The following is a 24,859-nucleotide window of genomic DNA, read 5'->3' on the forward strand; positions in this document are numbered from 1 at the left end:
AAAGTAAGTATAACTAAATAGTTGTTGCATTTATCACCATCGTCATTATAATACGCAGGCTTTCTAAATTCCCTCGGGGATGTGAAAGAATAAATTAAGCTTGGATTTCAAGCTAATAAACAGGAGTTCCGACTTGGAACTCAACGTAGATATAATCAAACAACCGGCATCTTAGTAGTTAAGATTGTTTCGGTCGTTTTTTTATGCTCTTTAAATGCTCTTTATATTGAGGTTTAAGAATGTCAAATCAACGCATTCGTATTCGCCTAAAAGCTTTTGACCACCGTTTGATTGACCAATCAACGGCGGAAATCGTGGAAACTGCGAAACGCACTGGCGCACAAGTACGTGGTCCAATTCCACTACCTACACGCTTTGAACGTTTTACTGTACTTACATCACCGCACGTTAATAAAGACGCACGTGATCAGTACGAGATCCGCACCCATAAACGTCTGATCGACATCGTAGAACCAACTGACAAGACTGTAGACGCACTTATGCGTTTAGACCTTGCTGCTGGTGTTGATGTTCAAATCAGCCTGGGTTAATCGGAAGATTAGAGAGGTTTTAGGAAAATGGCATTAGGTCTAGTCGGTCGTAAAGTGGGTATGACACGTATCTTCACTGAAGATGGTGTATCTATCCCTGTGACAGTTATTGAAGCGACTCCTAACCGCATTGCTCAGATCAAATCTGACGCAACAGACGGTTATAACGCGCTTCAAGTAACCGCAGGCACTAAAAAAGCAAGCCGTGTAAACAAAGCAACAGCGGGTCACTTCGCTAAAGCTGGTGTTGAAGCGGGTCGCGGTCTGTGGGAATTCCGCCTAAATGGTGGTGAAGGCGATTTTGAAGTAGGCACTGAGCTTACTGTTGAATTATTCAACGAAATCAACAAGGTTGACGTAACCGGTACTTCTAAAGGTAAAGGTTTCCAAGGTGGTGTTAAGCGCTGGAATTTCAGCATGCAAGACGCGACACATGGTAACTCTCTATCTCACCGTGCTCCTGGTTCAATCGGTCAAAACCAATCACCTGGTAAGGTGTTTAAAGGTAAGAAAATGGCCGGTCAAATGGGTAATGAGCAAGTAACAACTCAAAACCTAGAACTAGTTCGCGTTGACGCTGAGCGTAATTTGCTTTTAGTTAAGGGTGCAGTACCTGGCGCTATCGGCGGTGACGTTATCGTTAAACCAGCTGTTAAAGCATAAGTCCTGGAGATTTAGTGATGGAATTAGCAATTAAAGACGCTTCTGGCGCTCTTGAAGTTTCTGAAGCTACTTTTGGACGTGAGTTTAACGAAGCATTAGTACACCAAGTAGTTGTTGCATACGCAGCAGGTGCTCGTCAAGGTACTCGTGCTCAGAAGACACGTTCTGAAGTAAGCGGTGGTGGTAAAAAACCATGGGCTCAAAAAGGTACTGGCCGTGCACGTGCTGGTACAATCCGTAGCCCAATTTGGCGTTCAGGTGGCGTTAGCTTTGCAGCTAAACCACAAGACCACAGCCAAAAAGTAAACCGTAAAATGTACCGCGGTGCGATCAAAAGCATCTTATCTGAATTAGTTCGTCAAGAGCGTTTAATCGTTGTTGAAAGTTTTGCTCTTGAAGCACCAAAAACTAAAGAACTAGTTGCTAAGCTTAAAGAGCTTGAGCTTAAAGATGTTCTTATCGTGACTGAAGAAGTAGATGAAAATCTTTTCTTATCGGCACGTAACCTGTACAAGGTTGACACACGTGATGTAGCTGGTATCGACCCTGTAAGCTTAATCGCTTTCGACAAGGTACTAATTACAGCTGCTGCTGTTAAGCAACTTGAGGAGGCGCTAGCATGATCCGTGAAGAACGTCTTTTAAAAGTGATCCTTGCTCCACACATCTCTGAAAAAAGCACAATTGCTGCTGAAGAAAACAACACGATTGTTTTTAAAGTAGCAAATAATGCAACTAAAGCTGAAGTTAAAGCAGCGGTTGAAAGGCTTTTTGAAGTAGAAGTAACTGGTGTTCGCACACTTAACGTTAAGGGTAAAACAAAACGTACTGGCGCACGTTTCGGTCGTCGTAGCGACTGGAAAAAAGCTTACGTTACTCTTAAAGAAGGTAGCGAGCTGGACTTTGTCGGCGGCGCCGAGTAATAAGAGGAGTTAGAATTATGGCACTTCAAAAGTGTAAGCCAACTTCTGCGGGTCGTCGTCACCTAGTTAAAGTGGTTAACCCAGATTTACATAAGGGTAAACCTTACGCACCACTATTAGAGAAAAATTCTAAATCAGGTGGTCGTAATAACAATGGTCGTATTACGGTTCGTCATATCGGTGGTGGTCATAAGCAGCATTACCGTTTAATCGATTTTAAACGTACTAAAGATGGCATTCCAGCCACTGTTGAGCGTTTAGAATATGATCCAAATCGTAGCGCAAACATCGCACTTGTATTATATGCAGACGGTGAGCGTCGTTACATTATCGCACCAAAAGGCTTAAAAGCTGGCGATGCAATCCAGTCTGGTGTTGATGCACCAATCAAGCCTGGTAATGCATTACCTATGCGTAATATGCCTGTCGGTTCGACTGTTCACAACGTAGAATTAAAACCAGGTAAAGGTGCGCAAATCGCACGTTCTGCTGGTGCATACGTTCAAATCCTTGCGCGTGATGGTCAATATGTAACATTACGTCTTCGTTCAGGCGAAGTTCGTAAAGTTGAATCTGATTGTCGTGCAACGCTAGGTGAAGTAGGCAATGCTGAGCATATGCTTCGTTCACTTGGTAAAGCAGGTGCAAATCGCTGGCGTGGTATTCGTCCGACAGTTCGTGGTGTTGCCATGAACCCGGTAGATCACCCACACGGTGGTGGTGAAGGTCGTACATCTGGTGGTCGTCATCCTGTGTCTCCATGGGGTAAGCCGACTAAAGGTGCTAAGACGCGTAAGAACAAGCGTACGGATAAATTTATAGTACGTCGTCGTACTAAGTAATATTGAGGAATAGCCATGCCACGCTCTCTCAAGAAGGGTCCTTTTATAGACCTACACTTGCTGAAGAAGGTAGAGAAAGCTTTGGAAAGCGGTGAAAAGAAGCCAATTAAAACTTGGAGCCGTCGTTCAATGATCATACCTAACATGATCGGATTGACCATTGCTGTCCATAATGGTCGCCAGCATGTACCAGTTTTCGTTTCTGACGAAATGATCGGTCACAAACTAGGTGAATTTGCACCAACTCGCACTTACCGTGGCCATGCTGCGGATAAGAAAGCGAAGAAACGCTAAGAGGGGATGATAAATGCAAGCATTAGCTAAACATAAATTCGCCTCTGGTTCGGCGCAAAAAGCACGTCTAGTTGCAGATCAGATCCGCGGGTTACCTGTCGATCGCGCACTAGAAATCCTGGCGTACAGCCCGAAAAAAGCGGCTGTATTAGTTAAGAAAGTACTTGAGTCTGCTATTGCTAACGCAGAGCATAACGAAGGTGCTGACATTGATGAGCTACGTGTAACAACAATCTTTGTGGACGATGGTCCAACAATGAAACGTATTATGCCACGTGCTAAAGGACGCGCAGACCGCATCCTTAAGCGTACAAGCCACATCACTGTTGTGGTTTCAGATAGCTAGGAGATATAAGTAATGGGACAAAAAGTTCATCCTACTGGTATTCGCCTAGGTATATCTAAACCTTGGGTTTCTACCTGGTACGCGAATTCAAAAGATTTCTCTGCACAGCTTTTTGGCGATCACAAAGTACGCGCATTCCTTACTAAGGAATTAAAAGCGGCCTCTGTGTCTAAAATCGTTATCGAGCGTCCAGCAAAATCTATCCGAGTAACTATTCACACGGCTCGTCCGGGTGTTGTTATCGGTAAAAAAGGCGAAGACGTAGAAAAATTACGTCAAGCGGTAACTAAAATCGCTGGTGTACCTGCTCAGATCAATATTTCTGAAGTACGTAAACCAGAACTAGATGCACAACTAGTAGCAGACGGCATTGCCTCTCAACTAGAGCGTCGTGTTATGTTCCGTCGCGCTATGAAGCGTTCGGTACAAAATGCAATGCGCATCGGTTCTAAAGGGATTAAAGTTGAAGTTAGCGGTCGTCTTGGCGGCGCAGAAATCGCACGTTCAGAATGGTATCGTGAAGGTCGTGTACCTCTACATACTCTTCGTGCTGATATCGACTACGCAACTTCTGAAGCCTTAACCACTTACGGTATCATTGGTGTTAAAGTTTGGATCTTCAAAGGCGAAGTTATTGGTGGTTTACCACTAGTACAAGAGCAAGAGAAGCCAGCTAAACGCGCACCAAAGAAAGCCAAAAAAAGTGCTAAGTAGAGGTAGCGAGTAATGTTACAGCCAAAACGTACAAAATTCCGTAAAATGCACAAAGGCCGCAACCGTGGTCTAGCGCAAAACGGTAACAAAGTAAGCTTCGGTACTTTCGGTTTGAAAGCTACTGGTCGTGGCCGCATGACTGCTCGTCAAATCGAAGCAGCTCGTCGTGCTATGACGCGTCACGTGAAACGTCAAGGTAAAATCTGGATCCGTGTCTTCCCTGACAAACCGATCACAGAAAAGCCGCTTGAAGTTCGTATGGGTAAAGGTAAAGGTTCTGTTGAATATTGGGTTGCTGAAATTCAGCCCGGTAAAGTACTTTACGAAATGGAAGGTGTTTCAGAAGAGCTTGCTCGTGAAGCGTTTAACCTTGCAGCTCGTAAACTGCCATTCAAAACAACTTTCGTAACTCGGACGGTAATGTGATGAAAGCAAGCGAACTAAAAGACAAAAGCGTAGAAGAGCTTAATGCTGAACTTCTAGGACTTCTTCGTGAGCAATTTAACCTGCGCATGCAAGCAAGTACTGGTCAGTTAGCTCAGACACACACGCTAAGAACAGTACGCCGCGATATCGCGCGTGTAAAAACAGTTATTAACCAGAAGGCGGGTCAATAATGAGCGATAAAATTCGTACTCTTCAAGGCCGTGTAATCAGCGACAAGATGGAAAAATCTTTCACTATCGCTATCGCACGTTACGTGAAGCACCCAATCTATGGGAAATTCATTAAACGTACGACTAAGTTACATGTACATGACGAAAATAACACAGCAAAAGCGGGTGACATTGTTACTATCCGTGAATGCGCGCCAATCTCTAAGAACAAATCTTGGACTTTGGTAGACGTTGTTGAACGTCCAAAACAAGCTTAATTTTTAATTAAGTCTGTTTTATAAGAAACCCCAGCTTTTGTTGGGGTTTTTTTTGCGTTTAAAAAAGCGATAAGTTTTCAGCCGTCAGCTTTCAGTCGTTAGCTGCTCGGAGTGAGTTTGCGCGCCGTGGCTTAGGTTGAGCCTAGGACACCCGAGGGTAAAAGAACGCTACGAATACACAAGAGTGGGATATATATCGTGAGAAAAAACACCACGAATATGATGCAACAACAAATTCATACCGCAGAAAAAAGCCTTTGCAAGTGCAAAGGCATATGCTTTTCTGCGAAGCCCGAAGCCCGAAGCCCGAAGCCCGAAGCCCGAAGCCCGAAGCCCGAAGCCCTTTTACCAAATCATTTTTACAAATTCAGGGTGGTCGATATACGGGTTACGATTTCCCTGAAATTCAAACGCTGCTTGGTTGCGGTCTAATTCTATTTGGCTAACGGGGTCGTTGTTATGCCATTTTAACAACATAGCCACGACCCAATTATCAAACACCTGGTTCGATGTGCCATTTAGTACCGCGTTGCTATAAGTGGTGTTATTTTGCCAAGTAGCAATCACGTTTTCGTAGCGGGTTGCCATATAAAAGTAGGCACGAGCAAAGTCACCTTTAAATTCATCAATAGGCTCAAACACGGTACCGTTGTAATTAATCGCATTACTTGCAGCACCTAATTTACTGCCGTTGGTTGAGGTAAACGTGGCGCTTGCCACTTCACCGAACGGAAAGTTGCTACGTTTAGAGTTTACAAAGCCATCAGTGGCGTAAATATGATGAACATCTGAGTTCATTGGTTCTATGGTGCCGCCAAACCAGCTTTTAGGAAATGAATGTTCACGGTTATAACAATCGGCTTCGCTATTGTAGGTACCACACTGATCGCTTACATCAGTATAAGTGTAGCTATCAACTCCATTTGGCTTTTCACTGTACATATCTAAAATACTATTATCATTTTCAAAATATTTATCGCGTGCTGATGCGTCGTAAAAACGCCAAATAGTAGAATACCCTTGAGCGTTATGGTTTTTAATAATGTTATAAAGCTCAGTTTTTAGCGTGTAGCCAGTTAAGCCTTGGGTTGTCACATAATAGCCAGTTGGCGACGGTGTTGGCTGAGTAGCACCTAATGAGAATGCGGTAGACTCACTTGCTTGAAAGCTTGATCCACTGGCAAGCAAATTTGCTTCATTATTTAAGGCGTAGCTGCCACTGCCATATGAGCAACAAATACCATCACCGTAGCTGTCGTTAATAGTAAATGTATAGTCGCCATTGGTTAAGCATAACTGTTCGATGTATTGGGTATTTGCGGCATAACCACTGCCGCTTGCAACCATACCAGCTTGGTTGTGCGTTATTTGCCAGCTAGTTTCTTCACCATAGTTATCTGTGGTTAGGTTAAAAGTAAGGCTGTTATCTGCGCAGCTCGAAGAGCCACTGCTGTCATTATTAGGTAGGAAGTTATCAACATAAACTAACTCGCTACCATCAAATCCCGTTGTATCATAAAAGCGTAAGCCGACATCAATCGTTTTACTACTATCAGCGGTGTAGCTGTAAGTTATGGTTTGCCACTGGTTTGTTAGGGCAGGATTTGAGTAGCCTTGATAACCATCTATAAACAAACGCGCCTTAAGATGACCTTCGGTATGATAAACATCCACTGAGAACTCATAAGTTTTACCCATTTTAACTGCGACTTGCTGTAAAAAATCAGTGTTACTTTGTGTGCCTGTATTAACGCTAATCGCAGCTGCTTGTGAACCTTTGCTAACAACCGTGCTAATAGCAGATACATCAATGCCGTTATCAATCACCGTCCATGCTTGTGGAGTGTTGTCTGTCCACTGTTCAAAATTACCATTGACGACATTAGCCATCGCAGGCAATGAGCTCAATAATAACGTGCTTAGAAGTAACTTATTTTTATATATTCCGTATAACATAGGTGTTCCTATTTTATAGTTTTGCGTAATATACCTTAGATTATAAATGTTACAAAGTTGTTAAGTGAGAATTTTATAAAAGACAATAAAGCTTTTTTAGGTCTACTTCGTAGGTTTTTCACTAGATTAATAACTAAATGGAATATCAAAGCAGATTCTATTCTTTTTTTATCTATGCTGAGACGGCTATCCTCCATACTCAATTAACCTCAACAGAACCTTCTGAATGAGGTGGCACTCATTTTAAACAATGTGAACAAGCATTGTGTTTAACGTTTAGGGTTATGAGGAAAAATTCATGTTGTTAGGTCAACTTAGTGCGCTTACAAGTCCGCTTTCGCAAGAGCAAGTACAAAAGCTACAAGGTTTAGTGGCTGAGCTTAATCCCATTCAGCAAGCGTGGGTTAGCGGCTATTTGGCTGCTAATGCTAATTCAGCCGTACTAGGTGCGCCAACTGCAGGTACATCCGCAACCTCTGAGGCAGCAGCTCTAACTATTTTGTATGGCTCGCAAACGGGCAACTCAAAAGGTGTTGCCACTAAGCTTAAAGAGCAAGCTGAGTCGCGTGGATTAGCAGCAAAGCTGGTTAGCATGGCCGATTACAAGCCAACTGCCTTGAAAAAAGAAAAGTTTTTAACCGTTGTAATATCGACGTATGGCGAGGGCGAGCCACCAGAAGATGCTGAAACACTGTATGAATTTTTAATTACCAAAAAAGCGCCAAAACTTGATGGCGTTAAAGTGGCGGTATTAGGTTTAGGTGATTCTAGCTATGAATTTTTCTGCCAAACTGCAAAAGATTTTGAGCAGCGTTTAACTAAACTCGGTGCAGAGGTTATTTATCAGCGTGCCGACCTAGACGTTGATTACGATGATGAAGCAGCCCGCTGGATTGAGGGCGCGCTTAATGCATTTGAGCCAGATTTAAAAGCGCAGCAAGATACAGCCGGCGGCCAAGTTGTATCAATGCCATTTGGCACCCCCACAACAGCGGCCAGCCAATACACAAAACAAAACCCATTTTCGGCAGAGCTAAGCTTAGTACAAAAAATTACCGGTCGTGACTCAACCAAAGATGCACGCCATGTTGAAATTTCACTGGAAGGCTCTGACATTAGCTATACGCCGGGTGACTCATTAGGCATTTACTTTTTAAATGATGAAGCCCGTGTAGATGAGCTGCTTGCGCAAACGCAAATTGATCCAACTAGCCGCGTTAAACTTGGTGATGAAGAACTCAGCGTGCGTGACGCCTTAATTGAAAAACTAGAGCTTACACAATCGTACCCTGGTTTTGTCGAAAAATATGCCACGGCTACAGGCACGCCTGAACTGCTTAAGCTTGTGGAAGATAAAGCCGCAATGCGCGAATACATTGAGCCTCGCCAAATTTTTGATGTAGTTGCACAAAATCCAGCAAAATTAGCGGCACAAACACTGGTTGATTGCCTACGTAAATTGCAAGCGCGTTTATATTCAATTGCTTCTAGCCAAAGCGAGGTTGAAGATGAGGTGCACTTAACTATAGCACTGGTTGAGTTTGAAGCGTTTGGCACAGAGCATTTAGGTGGCTGTTCAGGCTATTTAGCACGCCGTGCAGAAGAAGGCTGCAAGGTAAAGGTATATAGCGAACATAACGATAACTTCCGTTTACCAGTCAACGATGAGACACCCATTATCATGGTAGGGCCAGGTACCGGTATTGCGCCGTTTCGTGCCTTTTTACAAGAACGTGATGCCCGAGAGGCAACAGGTAAAAACTGGTTATTCTTTGGTAACCCACACTTTACCCAAGACTTTTTATACCAAGTAGAAATTCAAGGTTACTTAAAATCAGGCTTACTGAGTAAAGTGGATGTGGCGTTTAGCCGTGATCAAGCAGAAAAAGTCTACGTGCAAGACAAGTTACGTAAAAACTCAAAAGAAGTATTTGACTGGTTAGAAGCGGGTGCTCATTTTTATGTGTGTGGCGATGCAAACCGCATGGCCAAAGATGTACACAATGCCTTAATTGATATCATTAGCGAAAATACCGGCAAAACTAATGAAGAGGCCGATCAATACTTAAAAGATTTACGTAGCGCAAATCGCTATCAGAAAGACGTGTACTAAGTGCACGTTGTTTATTTTATTAAAAGCTAACAGCCGTCACTGTAACAAATTTAGGATTTAAAATGAGCAAACAAGATAAAACCGTAAAGCTTTCTGATAACGAACGTTTAAAAAGAGAAAGTAACTTTTTACGCGGCACGATAGCGCAAGATTTAAAAGATGAAATTACCGGTGGTTTTACTGCCGATAATTTCCAGTTAATTCGTTTTCATGGCATGTACCAGCAAGATGATCGCGATATTCGCCCTGAACGCGCCAAACAAAAGCTAGAGCCTCTGCATAATGTGATGCTTCGCGCCCGTATGCCTGGCGGTATTATTAAACCCGAGCAATGGTTAGCAATTGATAAGTTTGCTGGGGAGAAAACCAGCTATGGCAGTATTCGTTTAACTACGCGCCAAACATTTCAGTTTCATGGTGTTTTAAAGCCTGAAATTAAAGGCATGCACCAATTACTTAATAGCGTAGGTATAGACTCTATTGCCACCGCCGGTGACGTGAACCGTAATGTACTTTGTACTACTAACCCTGTTGAGTCTGAGTTACACCAAGAGGCCTATGAATGGGCGGCAAAAATCTCTGAGCATTTATTACCTAAAACCAAAGCGTACGCAGAAATTTGGCTAAATGGTGAAAAGAGTGAAACCACAGAAGAGCCAATTTTAGGTTCAACCTATTTACCACGTAAGTTTAAAACTACCGTAACCATTCCACCAAACAACGAAGTGGACGTTCATGCGAACGATTTAAACTTTGTGGCAATTGCTGAAGATGGCAAACTCGTTGGTTTTAACGTGCTAGTAGGGGGTGGCCTTGCCATGACCCATGGTGACACTGCAACGTATCCACGAAAAGCCGATGACTTTGGTTTTATTCCCCTCGAAGATACTTTAAAAATTGCCGAACATGTGGTGTCTGTGCAGCGTGACTGGGGGAATCGTTCAAACCGTAAAAACGCAAAAACTAAATACACACTTGACCGTGTTGGGTCTGATGTATTTAAAGCCGAGGTCGAAAAACGTGGAGGCGTGAGCTTTGCACCAAGCCGCCCTTATGAGTTTACCCATCGTGGCGATCGTATCGGCTGGGTTGAAGGTATTGACGGTAAGCATCATTTAACTTTGTTTATTCAAAGTGGTCGTATTTTAGATTACCCCGACAAACCACTAAAAACGGGTTGTCGTAAAATTGCAGAAATTCACCAAGGTGACTTTCGCATGACCGCCAATCAAAACTTAATTATTGCCGGTGTGCCTGCGGATCAAAAAGCAATCATTGAAAACATAGCGCGTGAACACGGTTTGATTGACGACAAAGATTCTGAGCAACGTAAAAACTCAATGGCGTGTGTGTCACTGCCGACTTGCCCTTTAGCGATGGCCGAAGCCGAGCGTTACTTACCGAGTTTAATTGAAAAAATTGAAGGCTTATTGGCCAAGCATGGAGTACCTAATGACAGCATCATTATGCGTGTGGTAGGTTGCCCAAATGGCTGTGGTCGTGCCATGTTAGCCGAGGCTGGGTTAGTAGGTAAAGGCCCAGGTAAGTACAACGTTTACTTAGGGGGCAATACGCAGGGTACGCGTATCCCTAAGCTTTATCTTGAAAATGTGGGCGAAGAAGTGTACCTAGAGGCATTTGATAAGCTGATTGGGCAATGGGTTAGTGAGCGCCATGAAGGCGAATGTTTTGGTGATTTTGTCATTCGCAAAGGTATTGTTGCAGAAGTCAAAGTATCTGTTACCGATTTTTACGCATAATTTAAAAGCAGCGCACCGCGCTGCTGAGGTTTAAAGTTGACCATGAGTGAATTTAAAAACATATTACAGCTAGATAAGCAAAGCCAGCAGGCTATGTTAGCTGATGCAAACGGTTTACTGGCTAACATGAGTGCAGAGCAGCGCGTTGCATGGGCACTTGAACATTTGCCTGACACCGCGTTTTTATCATCGAGTTTTGGTATTCAGGCCGCGGTTATGCTGCATTTAATGACATCACAACGCTCAGATATCCCTGTAGTACTGACTGATACGGGCTATTTATTTCCAGAAACCTATCAGTTTATCGAGCAAATGAGTGAGCGTTTATCGCTTAATTTAAAGGTATACAGTGCAAAGTTAACGCCAGCATGGCAAGAGGCTAAATTTGGTAAGTTATGGGAGCTAGGTGAAGCGGGTATTAAGCAATATAATCAGCTTAATAAAGTAGAGCCAATGACGCGAGCTTTAAAAGAGCTTAATGCAGGCACTTGGTTTAGTGGTTTACGCCGCGATCAATCCTCAAGCCGTGCACAAAAACAAGTTTTAGAAATAAGCCGAGGTACAGTAAAAGTGTATCCTATTATTGAATGGAGTAATCGTGATGTGTATCAGTACCTAACAAAACATAATTTGCCATATCACCCGTTATGGGAGCAGGGTTATGTATCTATGGGGGATGTACACACTACCCGCAAATTAGAACCCGGCATGAGCGAAGAAGACACTCGTTTTTTTGGATTGAACCGTGAGTGTGGTTTACATATAGATGGCGATGGAATTTAATTATCTTATTATTCAAAGCTATAAATTTATAAACGCAGCCAACGCTGCGTTTTTATTTTGTGAAAATAATTGCTTGACTGCTATTTTTTGATTATATTAGTGATAATAAAGGATTAATTATACAGCAGGAACGCTATGAAATACTTTACCTACTTAGCAATATCAGTCATGGTTATTGCGCTCATCTCATTGTTTTATATAAAAAAGCCTAACGGTCAGCCTTGGCTTAGCAGCACATTGATTAAAAATGAGTCTTTTTCTATTAAAGATAAAGTGGTAGCGCTTTCATCCAATACACTCGAACAATTTACGCTTGAAGTAAAAAAAGCGGGTGATCAGCTCACTTCGTCACCTTTATCATCTGACACCCAAGTTAAAATTTATAAGTGGCAAGATGAACAAGGGCAATGGCATTTCTCCGATGTACCAAATAAAAATGGCAAGAGCGTAGCGGTAACGCTTAACCTTGCAGATAGTAATGTGGTGGTTGCTGAAGATACCGCTATATTGAGTGGTAGTGCTAAATCAGCAGTAGACCCTTTTCCTCAGCGAGCGCCTGAAATATATAATAGCCAGAGCATTAAAAAATTATTTGAAGATGCTGAAAAAGCCAAACAGAGATTAGAGCAACGCAATAAAGAGGTTGAAAGTTTTAGTGGCTTTTAGCTTCAGGCTGCCTGTTTTTCTGCGATATTGGGGATTGCTTTTCTGACTCCATTAGTAATATGGTTAAATATATTTTTGTCGGTAGTGATAAAATTACGCCAATGGCAATGCAGGCGGCGGCAATAATAATACCTTTTATACCGTGTTCAGTGGTGTAATAGCTTGATATAATTAAACCATGGCCTGTCACAATTAAGCACAGCCCAAGCACAATAGATATTTTAAGTAGTCTTATAATTACAATTGAAGACATAGCGGCCTCTGCGCAGTGTGTCTCCTTAGTGTATGGTATCTGTGAAGAGCTACATTGATTTAGCGCAAGGGCTAGGCTTATCAATATAACTATATACTATACGTAAAAAGCCCAGCTCATTGCAGGGCTAGGCTTTTAAGTTACCTTGTTTTATAGCTGATTAGTCGAGCATATTGCGTAGTACGTACTGCAAAATCCCGCCATGTTTGTAGTAATCCCACTCTTTAGGAGTATCAATACGCACATCGGTACTAAAACTAATTTGTTTACCTTCACTGTTAGTAGCAATAACACTGACTTCGTCGGTTTTGTCGTATAACCCTTGAATGTCAAATTGCTCTTGGCCCGTTAAGCCCAGTGACTCATGACTTTCACCCTCTTTAAATTGCAACGGCAATACGCCCATACCAATTAAGTTGGAGCGGTGAATGCGCTCATAGCTTTGTGCTATCACAGCTTTAATACCAAGTAATAAAGAGCCTTTCGCAGCCCAATCGCGCGATGAGCCAGTACCGTATTCTTTACCTGCAAGTACAATTAACGGCGTTTCATTTTTTTGATATGCCATAGCCGCATCATAAATACTTTCTAGCTTGTCGTCGGGTTGAGTGCGGGTTACACCGCCCTCAGTACCAGGGGCGAGTAAGTTTTTAAGGCGCACATTAGCAAACGTACCACGCATCATTACTTCGTGATTACCACGGCGAGAACCATAAGAATTAAACTGTGCTTTTTCTACCCCATTTTCTTGCAGATAAAGTCCTGCGGGTGCCTCCGCTTTTATCGCACCTGCTGGTGAAATATGATCGGTAGTCACTGAATCGCCTAGTTTAGCTAGACAGCGCGCACTTTCTATTTTTGGGATCCCCGGTGGTTCAACACTCATACCATCAAAGAATGGCGCTTTTTTGATATAAGTCGAGGCAGCATCCCAATCGTAAAGCTTACCATCAGGTATTTGACTTTTTTGCCAGCGACTGTCGCCATCATAGACATTGGCGTAGCTTTTTTCGAACATCTCTTTAGTTACCGTATTTTTTACAAGCTCACTGACTTCTTTAACGCTCGGCCAAATATTTTTAAGGTAAATATCGTTACCGTGTTTATCTTGCGCCAGTGGTTCGTTATACACATCAATATCGGTTCTACCCGCTATAGCATAAGCTACAACAAGCGGTGGCGACGCGAGGAAGTTCATTTTAACGTCTTGATGAATACGCCCTTCAAAGTTACGGTTACCCGATAAAATTGAACTTACAATTAGTTTATGCTTTTGAATTGCCTCACTAATTTCATCAGCAAGCGGGCCTGAGTTACCAATACAGGTAGTACAGCCATAACCCACTAAATTAAAGCCAAGTGCATCAAGGTCATCCATCAGCCCTGCTTTTTCAAGGTAATCGGTCACCACCTGCGAACCCGGTGCGAGTGACGTTTTAACCCACGGTTTTACATTGATACCTAACTGGCGTGCTTTTTGAGCCACTAAACCGGCGGCTAAAATAACACTTGGATTAGAGGTGTTCGTACAGCTGGTGATTGCGGCAATAACACAAGCCCCATCGTTTAATTCAAACTCTTGGCCATTAAAATTAACTTTTGCTGCGCCCATAAACTGTGCTTCGTTGGTTGGTTCGTCAGGGTTAGTCGTCGGGCCTTCGCTTTCAATACGCGCTTGATCTTCATCGCTTTTATCACGTTTAGCCATACGCTCATCTTGAAAGTCTTTTAAGTGCTGAGCAATCACATCACCGGCTTTATCCAGTGTAATTCTGTCTTGCGGGCGTTTAGGACCGGCAAGGCTTGGTACAACATCGTCTAAGGTTAGTTCGAGCTTATCGGTGTAATTAGCTTCATCGCCGTCGTTACGCCATAAGCCTTGGTGTTTAGCGTAATCTTCAATCAGTTTAAGCTGCTTCTCATCGCGATTAGTTAAGCGCAAGTAATTGATGGTTTCATCATCAATAGGAAAAATACCACAGGTTGCACCGTATTCCGGTGCCATATTAGCAATCGTTGCTCTATCGGCAAGTGGTAGGTCGGCCAGGCCGTCACCATAAAACTCTACAAACTTGCCTACCACACCATGATTACGCAGCATTTCAGTTACTGTTAAAACCAAATCCGTTGCGGTAGTGCCCTCTGGAAGGCGGCCATTTAATTTAACACCCACGACCTGGGGGATTAGCAAGCTAATTGGTTGGCCAAGCATGGCAGCTTCGGCTTCAATTCCGCCTACACCCCAACCTAGTACGCCTAAGCCATTAATCATAGTTGTATGAGAGTCAGTACCAACCAGTGTATCTGGGTAGGCTAATGATTTGCCGTTTTTAGTATCGTTAAAGACCACGCGGGCCAAATATTCTAAATTAACTTGGTGTACTATACCGGTGGCGGGTGGCACCACTTTTAAATTATCAAACGCGGTTTGCCCCCAACGTAAAAATTCGTAACGCTCTTTGTTGCGTTCATATTCTAATTTTGAATTTAAGTCGAATGAACCATCTTTACCGTAACCATCCACTTGCACCGAGTGATCGATTACCAGCTCTGCAGGAGATAGGGGGTTTATTTTTGCAGGATCACCACCGAACTTTTCCATTGCATCACGCATGGCAGCTAAATCAACAATAGCAGGGACACCGGTAAAATCTTGCATCACTACACGGGCTGGAGTAAAAGCCACTTCGGCTGAAGGCTTAGCTTTTGGATCCCAATCTAATAGTGCCTGAATATCTTGCTCTTTAATATTCACACCATCTTCGTTACGCAGTAAGTTCTCTAATAATATTTTTAACGAGAAAGGCAGGCGTTTGGCTTTATCGCCAAGCCCCATAAGCGAGTTAATATGATATTGCTCGCCATTGATAGTGAGCTGTTGTTGGGTGTCGAAACTATTTTTCATTATTTGCCCCTTTAATTGGATTAATATGCTTGAAAAAGTGACCTCTTTAGTAAAGTGCAAAGCGTGTACCATGATATAAATACCACACGATGTAATTTTTTGTAGCATCTATGTAGTATAGAAGTGAAGGTTAAAAGTTTAAATTCAAGGATAAGCTTGAGCAATATTTGGCCACAAGCTAAATTTCAAAGTGATTTATTTAAAATAGCTTTGTTGTTTTAAATAAATACTTAAATACACCAACGCAATCGCAATAATAGTCACTGCAATGGGCATAAAAATAGCGCTAATACCAAATAAGGAAATGCTATTAACAACCACAAAATTATAGTATTGCTGAATTAACACCGCTGCCAAAGAGATTGTTAGCGTTAATGTGGCTAGTGATTTTTTGAATAATAGCAGTAGGCACCCCAATGCGCCGCCAAATACAGCAATAGCAAACGCTAAAGTAGCCCATAACGGTTGGTTTTTATAAACAAGTTGTTGTTCTTGTGGTAGTTTGCTTATCATCTCTGGAGATAAAAGCAGCTGCATGATAAATGCAAAAATACTTAATGTATTCCATAACAGAGCAGTAATCAGTACGGGTTTTACCCAGTTGTTTGCAGCGTTTTCTGACATGTAAGCATCAATTTTTTTGTTATTTATGTTCCATTAAAAGCTAAAAAAGCCAGTGATGCAAACTGGCTGTGAATAACAAAAACCAAGCAAAGGCGAGTTAGCCAAATGAAATAGGGCGACGACCGGTTTTTTCATCCACTTTAGGTTTTTTTGTACGTTTACGTTTATTTTTAGCAGGCTCGGTTGCTGCCACAGGTGCTGCTTTTTCCACGTTGGCTGCTTCATCAATTACAGGGCGCTCTACAGGGGTTGCATCTTCACTAAGCGTTAATTGAAATAGCTCACCATCAAATGAAAGCACATCACCGCTGTATAATTTTTTCCGCTTGATTGTACAAATTTCATGGTTAACACCCACATAACCACCGCTAATTAGATTTTTTGCTTGGCCACCACCTTCAACTAGATCTAATACTTTTAATAATTTACACAGTTCAATCGGTTCTTCTTCTAATTCAATTTCTATATATTCTTCGTTCATCATGTTTCTCTGTGGGGGTATTAACTGTAGTATAAAGGCTTAATGGCTATTTTGCACCACGGTGAGTTTAGTCGATGAATGGGGGGCGTTTTTTATGAAGCTCTTTATGAAGCGTTTTATGAAATTTTCACTTCTTTTTATAGTCTTTAAAAAAACTGAAGCAATTTAGGGTTAAGCTTCATGTGAAAAAAATTACACATTGGCGCGCTAATTGCCAATGTCGGCCGTATGAAAGATTGAATATAAACAATGGAGTAAAACATGGGCATAAGGTTAGCAATGAAAAAACAGCTAATGGGCTTAGAACATTCAGATCTGTTAACTGCTGATGATGTTAGGGAGCATTTGGCTCAGCAGGTACAAGAAGACACTGAACGTGGTTTTTCAGTTATCTCCAAGTTTAATGATACTCACAGTCAGTTAATCAGTGGGCTTAAAACCAAACAAAGCGAGCTGGTATTTGAACGTCATCGGTTATTTAACGAAGTGCTTTATAAGCGACAAAGTGTTGATGCATGGTTAAACAATCAAATGTGATTAATAATTTTGTTACTAAGGGTAAATACCTCAGGTAAGGGACTTGATTAACCGTGGATTTCTATATGCTCGCTTAGTTTAGCTATGCGCAGGCTCATGCCTTCAATAATACGGTCTTTAATTTTTTCGCGTATGACATTAGGTAGGCGGGTAAGGGCATCGGCAGTAATAGCCAGTACGATGGCATTTTCTTTGGCGCATGCATTAATGCTGCGCTCTCGGTTATTAATAAATGCACCTTCACCAATAAATTCACCAGGCTCTATACTACCTAGCTCCAGTAGGTGATTATGCTTAAACACCATTAAGGAGCCACTGAGGACAATAAATAGTCGTTTGTCGTTATCAAACTCTTTAAATAAAAACTGATTTTTATTAATTAAATAGAGTGAACCAAACGACTCTAGCAAAATCTGACGCTCATGGAGTGTAAACTCTTTAAAAAAATCTAAGCGATTTATAATTTCCATTTGTTTAAACAAAGGAATGTGTTCAATTAACTTCATCAATAACCAAAATTTGAGTGCGCGTTATAAGTTAATATTGCGCTCTTTTAATTTACGGGTCAATGTATTGCGACCCCAACCAATTTTCACCGCAGCTTCTTGCTTATGGCCTGAACAATTCGCAAGAGCCGTTTTTATTAAGCGAGTTTCTAGTTGGGCTTGAATATCTGGCCAAATATTTTCTTTACCTTGTTTAAATTCTTGGTTAAGCCACTGTTGAAATGAATCTAGCCAATCACCTTCTTGGGTTGCGGCTGTATTATCAATAATTTCTGGCGGTAGGTCTTGCTCGCCAATTAGCTCTCCGGGGGCCATTACCGTTAACCAGCGACAGGTATTTTCAAGCTGGCGAACGTTCCCTGGCCAATTAAATAAACACAGCTGTTTAATGGCTTTGGGGCTAAGGACTTTACTCTCTACTTGCAGGTCTTTGGCGCTTTTGTGCAAAAAGTGCAGCGCTAAGCGTTCTATGTCTTCTGGTCGCTCGCGAAGTGCTGGTAAGCGCAAGCGAACCACATTTAAACGATGAAATAAATCATCTCTAAACTTACCTTGTTTTACCAGCTCTTCTAAGTTTTGGTGAGTGGCGGCAATAATGCGCACATCCACTTTTATACTTTGATGACCGCCAACGCGATAAAATTCGCCATCGGCGAGTACCCGTAATAAGCGGGTTTGTACATCTAATGGCATATCACCGATTTCATCTAAAAATAAGGTGCCGCCATTAGCTTGTTCAAAGCGCCCTTTACGCACGCTATCGGCACCGGTAAAAGCGCCTTTTTCATGACCAAATAATTCAGACTCAACCAATTCTTTAGGGATAGCAGCCATATTAAGGGCTATAAACTGGTTGTCTTTACGCGGGCTGTGGTTATGCAAGGCGCTGGCAACCAGTTCTTTACCGGTACCTGATTCACCATTAATAAGTACGCTCATACTGGATGCCGACAGTTTGCCTATGGCACGAAACACTTCCTGCATCGCAGGCGCTTCGCCAATAATATGGGCGCTTTTTGGTGGGGCAATTTTACGTTTGGTTTTTTTGGTTGAATTAGCACGGTAGGCGCTTTCAACCAGTGCAACGGCTTCATTTAAATCAAATGGTTTAGCTAAATACTCAAACGCCCCCTTTTGAAATGCATTCACTGCTGAATCTAAATCAGAGTGTGCGGTCATAATAATAACCGGTAGCCCCGGGGTTTGCTCAGCGATTAGCTCAAGTAACGCCATACCGTCCATACCCGGCATTCTCACATCTGAAATTAATACACTGGGTTGACTAAATTTTAGTGCATTAAGTACGCTTTGTGCATCTGCAAAGCTTTCTACTTCAAACCCTGCGCGGGTCAGCGCTTTATCTAATACAAAGCGAATTGAGGCATCATCATCTACAAGCCAAGCTGTTTTCATGCAAACTCCAAAGTATTAATCTACAAACGGTAGATAAATATTAAATTCAGTATGTCCAGGCCAACTATCACATTCGATATAGCCATCATGTTGATCAATCAAGGTTTGCGCTATGGATAATCCAAGCCCTGAGCCACCTTCTTTATTCGTGGTCATAGGGTAAAATAAAGTATCACGTAAATTAGCATCAATACCCGGGCCGTTATCCATTATTTGAATAAGTAATGCCTTTTTAGGGGCTTTTCCGGGGCGACGATGTTGGTAGTTAATCCGCGTTTTTATTTTTATTTCGCCACCATCTACCAGTGCTTGTTGTGCGTTTCGCACAATATTAAGCACCACTTGCTGAACTTTGCTCTGATCAATATAAACATCTGGAATACTCGGGTCGTAGTCTTTAACTAATCGAATATCACGGCTGTTATCTAAGGTGCTGAGTTTAACAACCGACTCCAATGTTTGATGTATATTGCCATACGATTTTTGCGGTAGTTGATTAGGCCCAAGCAGCCGGTCAACTAATTCACGCAACCGATCGGCTTGCTCAATAATAAGTTCTGCACATTGATCTCTTTCTTGTTGATCACCTTCATACTGCAATAATTGCGCCGCTCCGCGAATTCCACCTAGCGGGTTTTTAATTTCATGAGCTAAACCACGAATTAAATTGCGTGCAGCCTGATATTGGTGCATTTGATTTGAGACTTGATCGTGTTTGATTTCATCATCCGTTTGCCGACATTCAAATAAAATATAATAGGTGTTGTTATGCTTTATTCGCCGAGTGCTTACCGCTAACTTTGCATGGCGAGAATCGATAAACACCACGTCGGCTCTGTGCTGGTGGCAGTCTACGCCATCAATTAATGAATAGTGTGCAATGCGTTTTAAATCGATGGAGTGATAGTTAAATAAATCGTCGAATGCTTGCCCTAGTAAGCGTCTCTCGCTCAAACCAAGTAATTCACTGGCACTGGTGTTAGCGTAAATAAGCTTGAAGCTTTCATCAAGTAACATCAGGGCGGTGGTTTGGTTTTGCCAAATTATATTCAGTAGCTCTGGGCTAAAATGTGTTTTATTAATCATTGTTGCACCATTTTAGTGCGCCTGGGGAAGTAGGCAAGGTTCAAATTAAATAGGTGTGCTTTATTGTTGCTATTGACCTACGTTAAGGCCTTTACGGTGCATAAAAAACACACTGTCAGGGCTAGTTGCAATTACCTGATTTTGTTTATTATAAAGTTTAACTTGCAGTGTGTGTTGGCCGCGCTCTACATTTCTTAAAGCCTGTGTAGTGGCATCACTGGGTTTATCAACAGCAACGCCATTTAAAAACAAGCCAATAGTAAACCCAGCTTCAAAGCGAGGTGCAATACGAGTAGAAACATAAACAGAACCTGTATTTTCTCTAATTGTTTGGTTTGGTTCAGGCGAAGTAATATTAATACTAAACTTGACTGCTTTTTTAGTCGCAGAGGTATCAAGAATATCGGTATTTGTAGCTGGCATATTTAAGTATTGGCTAGTGAGTTTTACTTCTGTAGCGCCTGGTTTTGGGGTGTCTGAAAAAACTAAGACCCCATTTTTGTCTTTCCATGTGTAAATTTTTTTATCACTAGCATAACCATTAATACTTAATATTAAGGTTATTAATAGTAACAAAGCCCTACTAACCATACTGCTACCCTGCATTTTTCAAATTAATTTCACTTTAGTGTACAACGAATATTATTACCATAAAAAAAGCCCGCAAAGCGGGCTTAAAACACACATTATTTATAGATTATAAATTAACAGCTGTAGTACATTTCAAACTCAACTGGGTGAGTTGTCATGTTAAGTTTTTCAACTTCTTTAGATTTAAGCGCGATATAGGCATCAATTAGGTCGTCGGTAAATACACCCCCTTGATTTAAGAACTCACGATCTGAATCCAGTGCAGCTAGTGCTTCGTCGAGTGACGCTGCTACTGTTGGGATTTCTGCTGCTTCTTCAGCTGGTAAATCGTATAAATCTTTATCCATAGCGTCGCCCGGGTGGATTTTATTTTTAATCCCATCAAGGCCTGCCATTAACATAGCAGAGAATGCTAAATACGGATTTGCTGTTGGATCCGGGAAACGTACTTCGATACGACGACCTTTCGCTGATGGAACCACTGGAATACGGATTGACGCTGAACGGTTACGAGCAGAGTATGCAAGCATTACCGGCGCTTCAAAACCAGGTACAAGGCGTTTGTATGAGTTAGTAGATGCGTTAGCAAATGCGTTAATTGCTTTAGCGTGCTTAATAATACCGCCAATGTAGTAAAGCGCATCTTCAGAAAGACCACCGTATTTATCGCCCGCGAATAAGTTAACACCGTCTTTCGCTAAAGACTGGTGACAGTGCATACCCGAACCGTTATCACCAACAACTGGCTTAGGCATAAACGTGGCTGTTTTACCATATAAGTGAGCCATGTTATGGATAACATATTTCATTTCTTGGATTTCATCCGCTTTTAATACCATAGTATTAAAACGCGTTGCAATTTCATTTTGCCCGGCCGTGGCTACTTCATGGTGGTGTGCTTCTACTACTTGACCCATTTCCTCTAACACTAGACAAGTAGCTGAGCGCCAATCTTGAAAGTCATCAACGGGTGCAACTGGGAAGTATCCGCCCTTAACACCTGGACGGTGACCTGTGTTGCCATCGGCATAGTCTTTATCTGAGTTCCAGGCAGCTTGCTTAGAGTCAATTTTATACATAGAGCCTGACATGTCAGATTTGTATTTAACATCGTCAAAGACGAAAAATTCTGGCTCTGGGCCAAATAAAACCGTGTCAGCAATGCCAGTAGAGCGCATGTACTCTTCGGCGCGTTTAGCAACCGAGCGAGGATCGCGTTCATAACCTTGCAGCGTAGAAGGTTCAACTACGTCACAACGAACAATTAATGTGGTTTCTTCTGTGAAAGGGTCAAGTTTAATTGAATCTGCATCAGGTAATAACACCATGTCAGACTCATTAATGCCTTTCCAGCCAGCAATTGAAGAACCGTCGAACATTTTTCCATCTTCAAAAAAGTCTTCATCAACTTGGTGATGAGGAATAGAAACATGTTGCTCTTTACCTTTGGTGTCAGTAAAGCGTAAATCAATGAACTTAACGTCATTTTCTTTAATAAAATCTAAAACCGATTGTGACATGTGTCCTCCAACTATTGGGTTTTATTATTGCTGCTTAGATATGTTAGCTATGTACAAGCTGATTTTATGCCATTATTTTAATTTATTGTTTTTCATATAAAAAAATATAGGTAAAGTAAATAATACACGTATTAAGCACTGTTTTGGTGCGTAATTATTCCAACATGGTGCAAAATTTACAGAGCGATAATTGTTTGTAAAATAATCATCTTAGGCTATCACAAAGAAAATATAAAATATTTAGCTAAATTGCTTTAAATGAGCCAAAAAGCTATTTTTTACATCAATATCTTAAAAATAATTACTACAATTAATTATTTTAAAACAAGGGTTTAATTATTTTGTTAAGAAAGTTTGCATTTTTATTTTGGATAAACTTTCATCCATCTCATTTATAGGGGATAATATGCGCCCCTTTAAAATCCTATGCTGGGACATCTCGTGAAAGCGCAGGTGAGAACGTTTAGCCCCTGCAGGATCAATGAGATTGAATTTCTCTAAGTGAATATATGAGCATCGAAAAGTTAAGAAATATAGCAATTATCGCCCACGTTGACCACGGTAAGACAACACTGGTTGATAAACTACTTGAACAATCAGGTACATTAGAAACACGCGGTGGTAATGAAGAGCGCGTGATGGATTCGAACGACATTGAAAAAGAGCGTGGTATTACCATTTTAGCGAAAAACACCGCTATTTCTTGGAATGATTACCATATCAATATCGTAGATACTCCTGGACACGCTGACTTCGGTGGTGAGGTTGAACGCGTACTTTCGATGGCCGACTCAGTATTGCTACTTGTTGATGCTCAAGAAGGTCCAATGCCACAAACGCGTTTTGTAACGCAAAAGGCATTCGCGCAAGGCTTAAAGCCAATCGTTGTTATTAATAAAATTGATAAACCAGGTGCACGCCCTGATTGGGTTATGGATCAAATATTTGATTTATTCGACAACCTAGGTGCAACTGATGAGCAGTTAGACTTTAAAGTAATCTACGCATCAGCAATCAATGGTTGGGCAACACTCGATTTAGACCAAGCATCAGATAACATGGAACCTATGTTTAAGATGATTGTTGACGAAGTATCACCGCCGGATGCCGATCCTGAAGGTGACTTCCAAATGCAAATTTCGCAACTTGATTACAACTCTTATGTTGGTGTAATTGGAATAGGCCGTATTAAACGTGGCTCTGTTGCACCTAACCAACAAGTAACTATTATCAGTGCCGATGGGTCAAAGCGTAATGGCAAGATTGGTGCGGTACAAAGCTACTTAGGCCTTGAGCGTATCGAAACTGAGCGTGGTTATGCTGGTAACATCGTAACGGTAACCGGTATTGGCGAACTTAAGATTTCTGATACTGTTTGTTGTCCTAACAATGTTGAAGCATTACCACCGTTAAGTGTTGATGAACCGACAGTAACCATGACATTTTCTGTTAATAACTCTCCGTTCTGTGGTAAAGAAGGTAAGTTTGTAACATCACGTAATATTCGTGAGCGTTTAGACAAAGAATTAGTTCATAACGTAGCACTGCGTGTTGAAGATACTGCAAACCCAGATAGCTTCCGTGTATCGGGTCGTGGTGAGTTACACTTAGGTATCTTAATCGAGAACATGCGTCGTGAGGGTTACGAACTTGCTGTTTCTCGCCCAGAAGTAATTCTACGTACTGTTGACGGTGTATTAGAAGAACCGTATGAAACATTAACCATTGACTGTCAAGAAGAGCACCAAGGTTCTGTAATGGAGCAAATTGGTCTTCGTAAAGGTGAGCTAACTGACATGTCTCCAGATGGCAAAGGCCGTATGCGTTTAGACTTTATGATCCCAAGCCGTGGTTTAATTGGTTTCCAAACTGAATTTATGACGATGACATCGGGTTCTGGTTTACTGTACCATTCGTTCGATCATTATGGTCCGCACAAAGGTGGCGAGCTAGGTGTTCGTAAGAACGGTGTAATGATTGCAAACGCAACAGGTAAAGCACTAACTAACGCCTTATTTAACTTACAAGAGCGCGGCCGTTTATTCATCGGTCACGGTGTTGAAGTGTATGAAGGTATGGTTATTGGTATTCATAGCCGTGATAATGACCTTACCGTTAACGCGCTTAAAGGTAAGCAACTTACTAACGTTCGTGCATCAGGTACAGATGAAGCACAAACATTAACACCAGCACTTAACTACACACTTGAGCAAGCGCTTGAGTTTATTGCTGATGATGAGCTTGTGGAAGTAACTCCACTAAACATCCGTATTCGTAAACGTCATTTAACTGAAAATGAACGTAAACGTGCGGGTCGTGCGCCTAAGTCATAATCTATTAATTTAGAACAATGATTTTAAAAGCCGCTGTATTGCAAAGTACAGCGGCTTTTTAGTGTTTGTAAGATAAGCTATCAGTTTTAAGCTGTCAGATTAGAACAGTGTAGTAGGGTAGAGTGA

27 protein-coding genes are annotated in these 24,859 nt (G+C 41.7%); 17 read left to right on the forward strand and 10 right to left on the reverse strand.

From position 1 onward, the window contains the following. The first annotated feature begins 239 nt into the window (after positions 1-239). Genes rpsJ through rpsQ form a run of 11 tightly spaced genes read left to right on the forward strand, consistent with a single transcriptional unit; the run spans position 240 to position 5,206 of the window. Positions 240-551: a 30S ribosomal protein S10 gene (gene rpsJ, locus AC6H44_RS00165; RefSeq protein WP_002957900.1), complete on the forward strand. Its 312-nt coding sequence runs from the start codon at positions 240-242 to the stop codon at positions 549-551. A gap of 27 nt (positions 552-578) precedes the next feature. After that, entirely contained in the window at positions 579-1,214 is a 636-nt protein-coding gene (gene rplC, locus AC6H44_RS00170; RefSeq protein ID WP_500736746.1) for a 50S ribosomal protein L3, read from the forward strand. A gap of 17 nt (positions 1,215-1,231) precedes the next feature. Then, a complete protein-coding gene (gene rplD / locus AC6H44_RS00175; protein WP_500736747.1) occupies positions 1,232-1,837 on the forward strand; it encodes a 50S ribosomal protein L4 in 606 nt (201 codons plus the stop codon). After that, complete coding sequence (rplW, locus tag AC6H44_RS00180; RefSeq protein ID WP_500736748.1) at positions 1,834-2,136, forward strand: 50S ribosomal protein L23; 303 nt, start codon at positions 1,834-1,836, stop codon at positions 2,134-2,136. The genes rplD and rplW overlap by 4 nt, the downstream gene beginning before the upstream one ends. A 17-nt stretch (positions 2,137-2,153) precedes the next feature. After that, a complete protein-coding gene (gene rplB / locus AC6H44_RS00185) occupies positions 2,154-2,978 on the forward strand; it encodes a 50S ribosomal protein L2 (protein WP_007376192.1) in 825 nt (274 codons plus the stop codon). 15 nt (positions 2,979-2,993) lie between these two features. Next, on the forward strand, positions 2,994-3,272 hold the full coding sequence (rpsS, locus tag AC6H44_RS00190; protein ID WP_004588689.1) for a 30S ribosomal protein S19: 279 nt from the start codon (positions 2,994-2,996) through the stop codon (positions 3,270-3,272). Positions 3,273-3,285: 13 nt separating this feature from the next. Beyond that, positions 3,286-3,618, forward strand: coding sequence for a 50S ribosomal protein L22 (gene rplV, locus AC6H44_RS00195; protein WP_004588690.1), 333 nt, complete (start codon positions 3,286-3,288; stop codon positions 3,616-3,618). Between the two features lie 12 nt (positions 3,619-3,630). Beyond that, positions 3,631-4,332 carry a 30S ribosomal protein S3 gene (gene rpsC, locus AC6H44_RS00200; RefSeq protein ID WP_213611346.1) on the forward strand — a complete coding sequence of 234 codons (702 nt, stop codon included), beginning with the start codon at positions 3,631-3,633 and terminating at the stop codon, positions 4,330-4,332. Between the two features lie 12 nt (positions 4,333-4,344). Continuing rightward, entirely contained in the window at positions 4,345-4,758 is a 414-nt protein-coding gene (rplP, locus tag AC6H44_RS00205; RefSeq protein WP_008108352.1) for a 50S ribosomal protein L16, read from the forward strand. Next, the gene (gene rpmC / locus AC6H44_RS00210) at positions 4,758-4,949 is read left to right on the forward strand and encodes a 50S ribosomal protein L29 (protein WP_054552371.1); all 192 of its coding nucleotides are present in this window, start codon (positions 4,758-4,760) and stop codon (positions 4,947-4,949) included. The genes rplP and rpmC overlap by 1 nt, the downstream gene beginning before the upstream one ends. Beyond that, positions 4,949-5,206, forward strand: coding sequence for a 30S ribosomal protein S17 (gene rpsQ, locus AC6H44_RS00215; protein WP_500736750.1), 258 nt, complete (start codon positions 4,949-4,951; stop codon positions 5,204-5,206). The genes rpmC and rpsQ overlap by 1 nt, the downstream gene beginning before the upstream one ends. Before the next feature lie 345 nt (positions 5,207-5,551). On the opposite strand, the gene AC6H44_RS00220 is transcribed toward rpsQ, so the two are convergent. Continuing rightward, positions 5,552-7,162 carry an endonuclease gene (locus tag AC6H44_RS00220; RefSeq protein WP_500736752.1) on the reverse strand — a complete coding sequence of 537 codons (1,611 nt, stop codon included), beginning with the start codon at positions 7,160-7,162 and terminating at the stop codon, positions 5,552-5,554. Positions 7,163-7,460: 298 nt separating this feature from the next. On the opposite strand from AC6H44_RS00220, the gene AC6H44_RS00225 reads away from it, so the two are divergent. The 4 genes from AC6H44_RS00225 to AC6H44_RS00240 all read left to right on the forward strand — a co-directional run bounded on the left by AC6H44_RS00225 (position 7,461) and on the right by AC6H44_RS00240 (position 12,484). Beyond that, entirely contained in the window at positions 7,461-9,275 is a 1,815-nt protein-coding gene (locus AC6H44_RS00225) for an assimilatory sulfite reductase (NADPH) flavoprotein subunit (RefSeq protein ID WP_500736754.1), read from the forward strand. Between the two features lie 62 nt (positions 9,276-9,337). Beyond that, on the forward strand, positions 9,338-11,035 hold the full coding sequence (cysI, locus tag AC6H44_RS00230) for an assimilatory sulfite reductase (NADPH) hemoprotein subunit (protein WP_500736755.1): 1,698 nt from the start codon (positions 9,338-9,340) through the stop codon (positions 11,033-11,035). A 42-nt stretch (positions 11,036-11,077) separates the two neighbouring features. Next, positions 11,078-11,818, forward strand: a complete 741-nt coding sequence (locus AC6H44_RS00235; protein ID WP_500736757.1) for a phosphoadenylyl-sulfate reductase — start codon at positions 11,078-11,080, stop codon at positions 11,816-11,818. A 135-nt stretch (positions 11,819-11,953) separates the two neighbouring features. Continuing rightward, complete coding sequence (locus AC6H44_RS00240; protein WP_500736759.1) at positions 11,954-12,484, forward strand: DUF4124 domain-containing protein; 531 nt, start codon at positions 11,954-11,956, stop codon at positions 12,482-12,484. Here AC6H44_RS00240 and AC6H44_RS00245 read toward each other — a convergent pair. From AC6H44_RS00245 to AC6H44_RS00260, 4 genes are all read right to left on the reverse strand, one after another. Next, positions 12,471-12,737, reverse strand: a complete 267-nt coding sequence (locus tag AC6H44_RS00245) for a hypothetical protein (RefSeq protein ID WP_500736761.1) — start codon at positions 12,735-12,737, stop codon at positions 12,471-12,473. The genes AC6H44_RS00240 and AC6H44_RS00245 overlap by 14 nt on opposite strands. 160 nt (positions 12,738-12,897) lie before the next feature. Continuing rightward, positions 12,898-15,642 (reverse strand): aconitate hydratase AcnA, encoded by a 2,745-nt coding sequence (acnA, locus tag AC6H44_RS00250; RefSeq protein WP_500736762.1) that lies wholly within the window; start codon positions 15,640-15,642, stop codon positions 12,898-12,900. A gap of 195 nt (positions 15,643-15,837) precedes the next feature. Further along, the gene (locus tag AC6H44_RS00255) at positions 15,838-16,266 is read right to left on the reverse strand and encodes a hypothetical protein (protein ID WP_500736763.1); all 429 of its coding nucleotides are present in this window, start codon (positions 16,264-16,266) and stop codon (positions 15,838-15,840) included. Positions 16,267-16,363: 97 nt separating this feature from the next. Continuing rightward, positions 16,364-16,747, reverse strand: coding sequence for an RNA-binding S4 domain-containing protein (locus tag AC6H44_RS00260; protein WP_500738343.1), 384 nt, complete (start codon positions 16,745-16,747; stop codon positions 16,364-16,366). A gap of 261 nt (positions 16,748-17,008) precedes the next feature. On the opposite strand from AC6H44_RS00260, the gene AC6H44_RS00265 reads away from it, so the two are divergent. Continuing rightward, complete coding sequence (locus AC6H44_RS00265) at positions 17,009-17,284, forward strand: hypothetical protein (RefSeq protein WP_500736764.1); 276 nt, start codon at positions 17,009-17,011, stop codon at positions 17,282-17,284. A gap of 47 nt (positions 17,285-17,331) precedes the next feature. Here AC6H44_RS00265 and AC6H44_RS00270 read toward each other — a convergent pair whose 3' ends face one another. From AC6H44_RS00270 to glnA, 5 genes are all read right to left on the reverse strand, one after another. Continuing rightward, positions 17,332-17,790, reverse strand: a complete 459-nt coding sequence (locus AC6H44_RS00270; protein ID WP_500736766.1) for a Crp/Fnr family transcriptional regulator — start codon at positions 17,788-17,790, stop codon at positions 17,332-17,334. A 24-nt stretch (positions 17,791-17,814) separates the two neighbouring features. Beyond that, positions 17,815-19,203: a nitrogen regulation protein NR(I) gene (gene ntrC, locus AC6H44_RS00275; RefSeq protein WP_500736768.1), complete on the reverse strand. Its 1,389-nt coding sequence runs from the start codon at positions 19,201-19,203 to the stop codon at positions 17,815-17,817. A gap of 15 nt (positions 19,204-19,218) precedes the next feature. Further along, positions 19,219-20,289 carry a nitrogen regulation protein NR(II) gene (gene glnL, locus AC6H44_RS00280; protein WP_500736770.1) on the reverse strand — a complete coding sequence of 357 codons (1,071 nt, stop codon included), beginning with the start codon at positions 20,287-20,289 and terminating at the stop codon, positions 19,219-19,221. 69 nt (positions 20,290-20,358) lie between these two features. Then, on the reverse strand, positions 20,359-20,880 hold the full coding sequence (locus AC6H44_RS00285; RefSeq protein ID WP_500736771.1) for a DUF4124 domain-containing protein: 522 nt from the start codon (positions 20,878-20,880) through the stop codon (positions 20,359-20,361). 113 nt (positions 20,881-20,993) lie between these two features. Further along, complete coding sequence (glnA, locus tag AC6H44_RS00290; RefSeq protein ID WP_500736772.1) at positions 20,994-22,400, reverse strand: glutamate--ammonia ligase; 1,407 nt, start codon at positions 22,398-22,400, stop codon at positions 20,994-20,996. Between the two features lie 509 nt (positions 22,401-22,909). Between glnA and typA the strand changes: the two genes are divergently transcribed. Then, positions 22,910-24,733, forward strand: coding sequence for a translational GTPase TypA (gene typA, locus AC6H44_RS00295; RefSeq protein WP_500736773.1), 1,824 nt, complete (start codon positions 22,910-22,912; stop codon positions 24,731-24,733). Positions 24,734-24,859 lie beyond the last annotated feature (126 nt).

It is taken from the genome of Pseudoalteromonas sp. TAP-3C, from assembly GCF_059888565.1.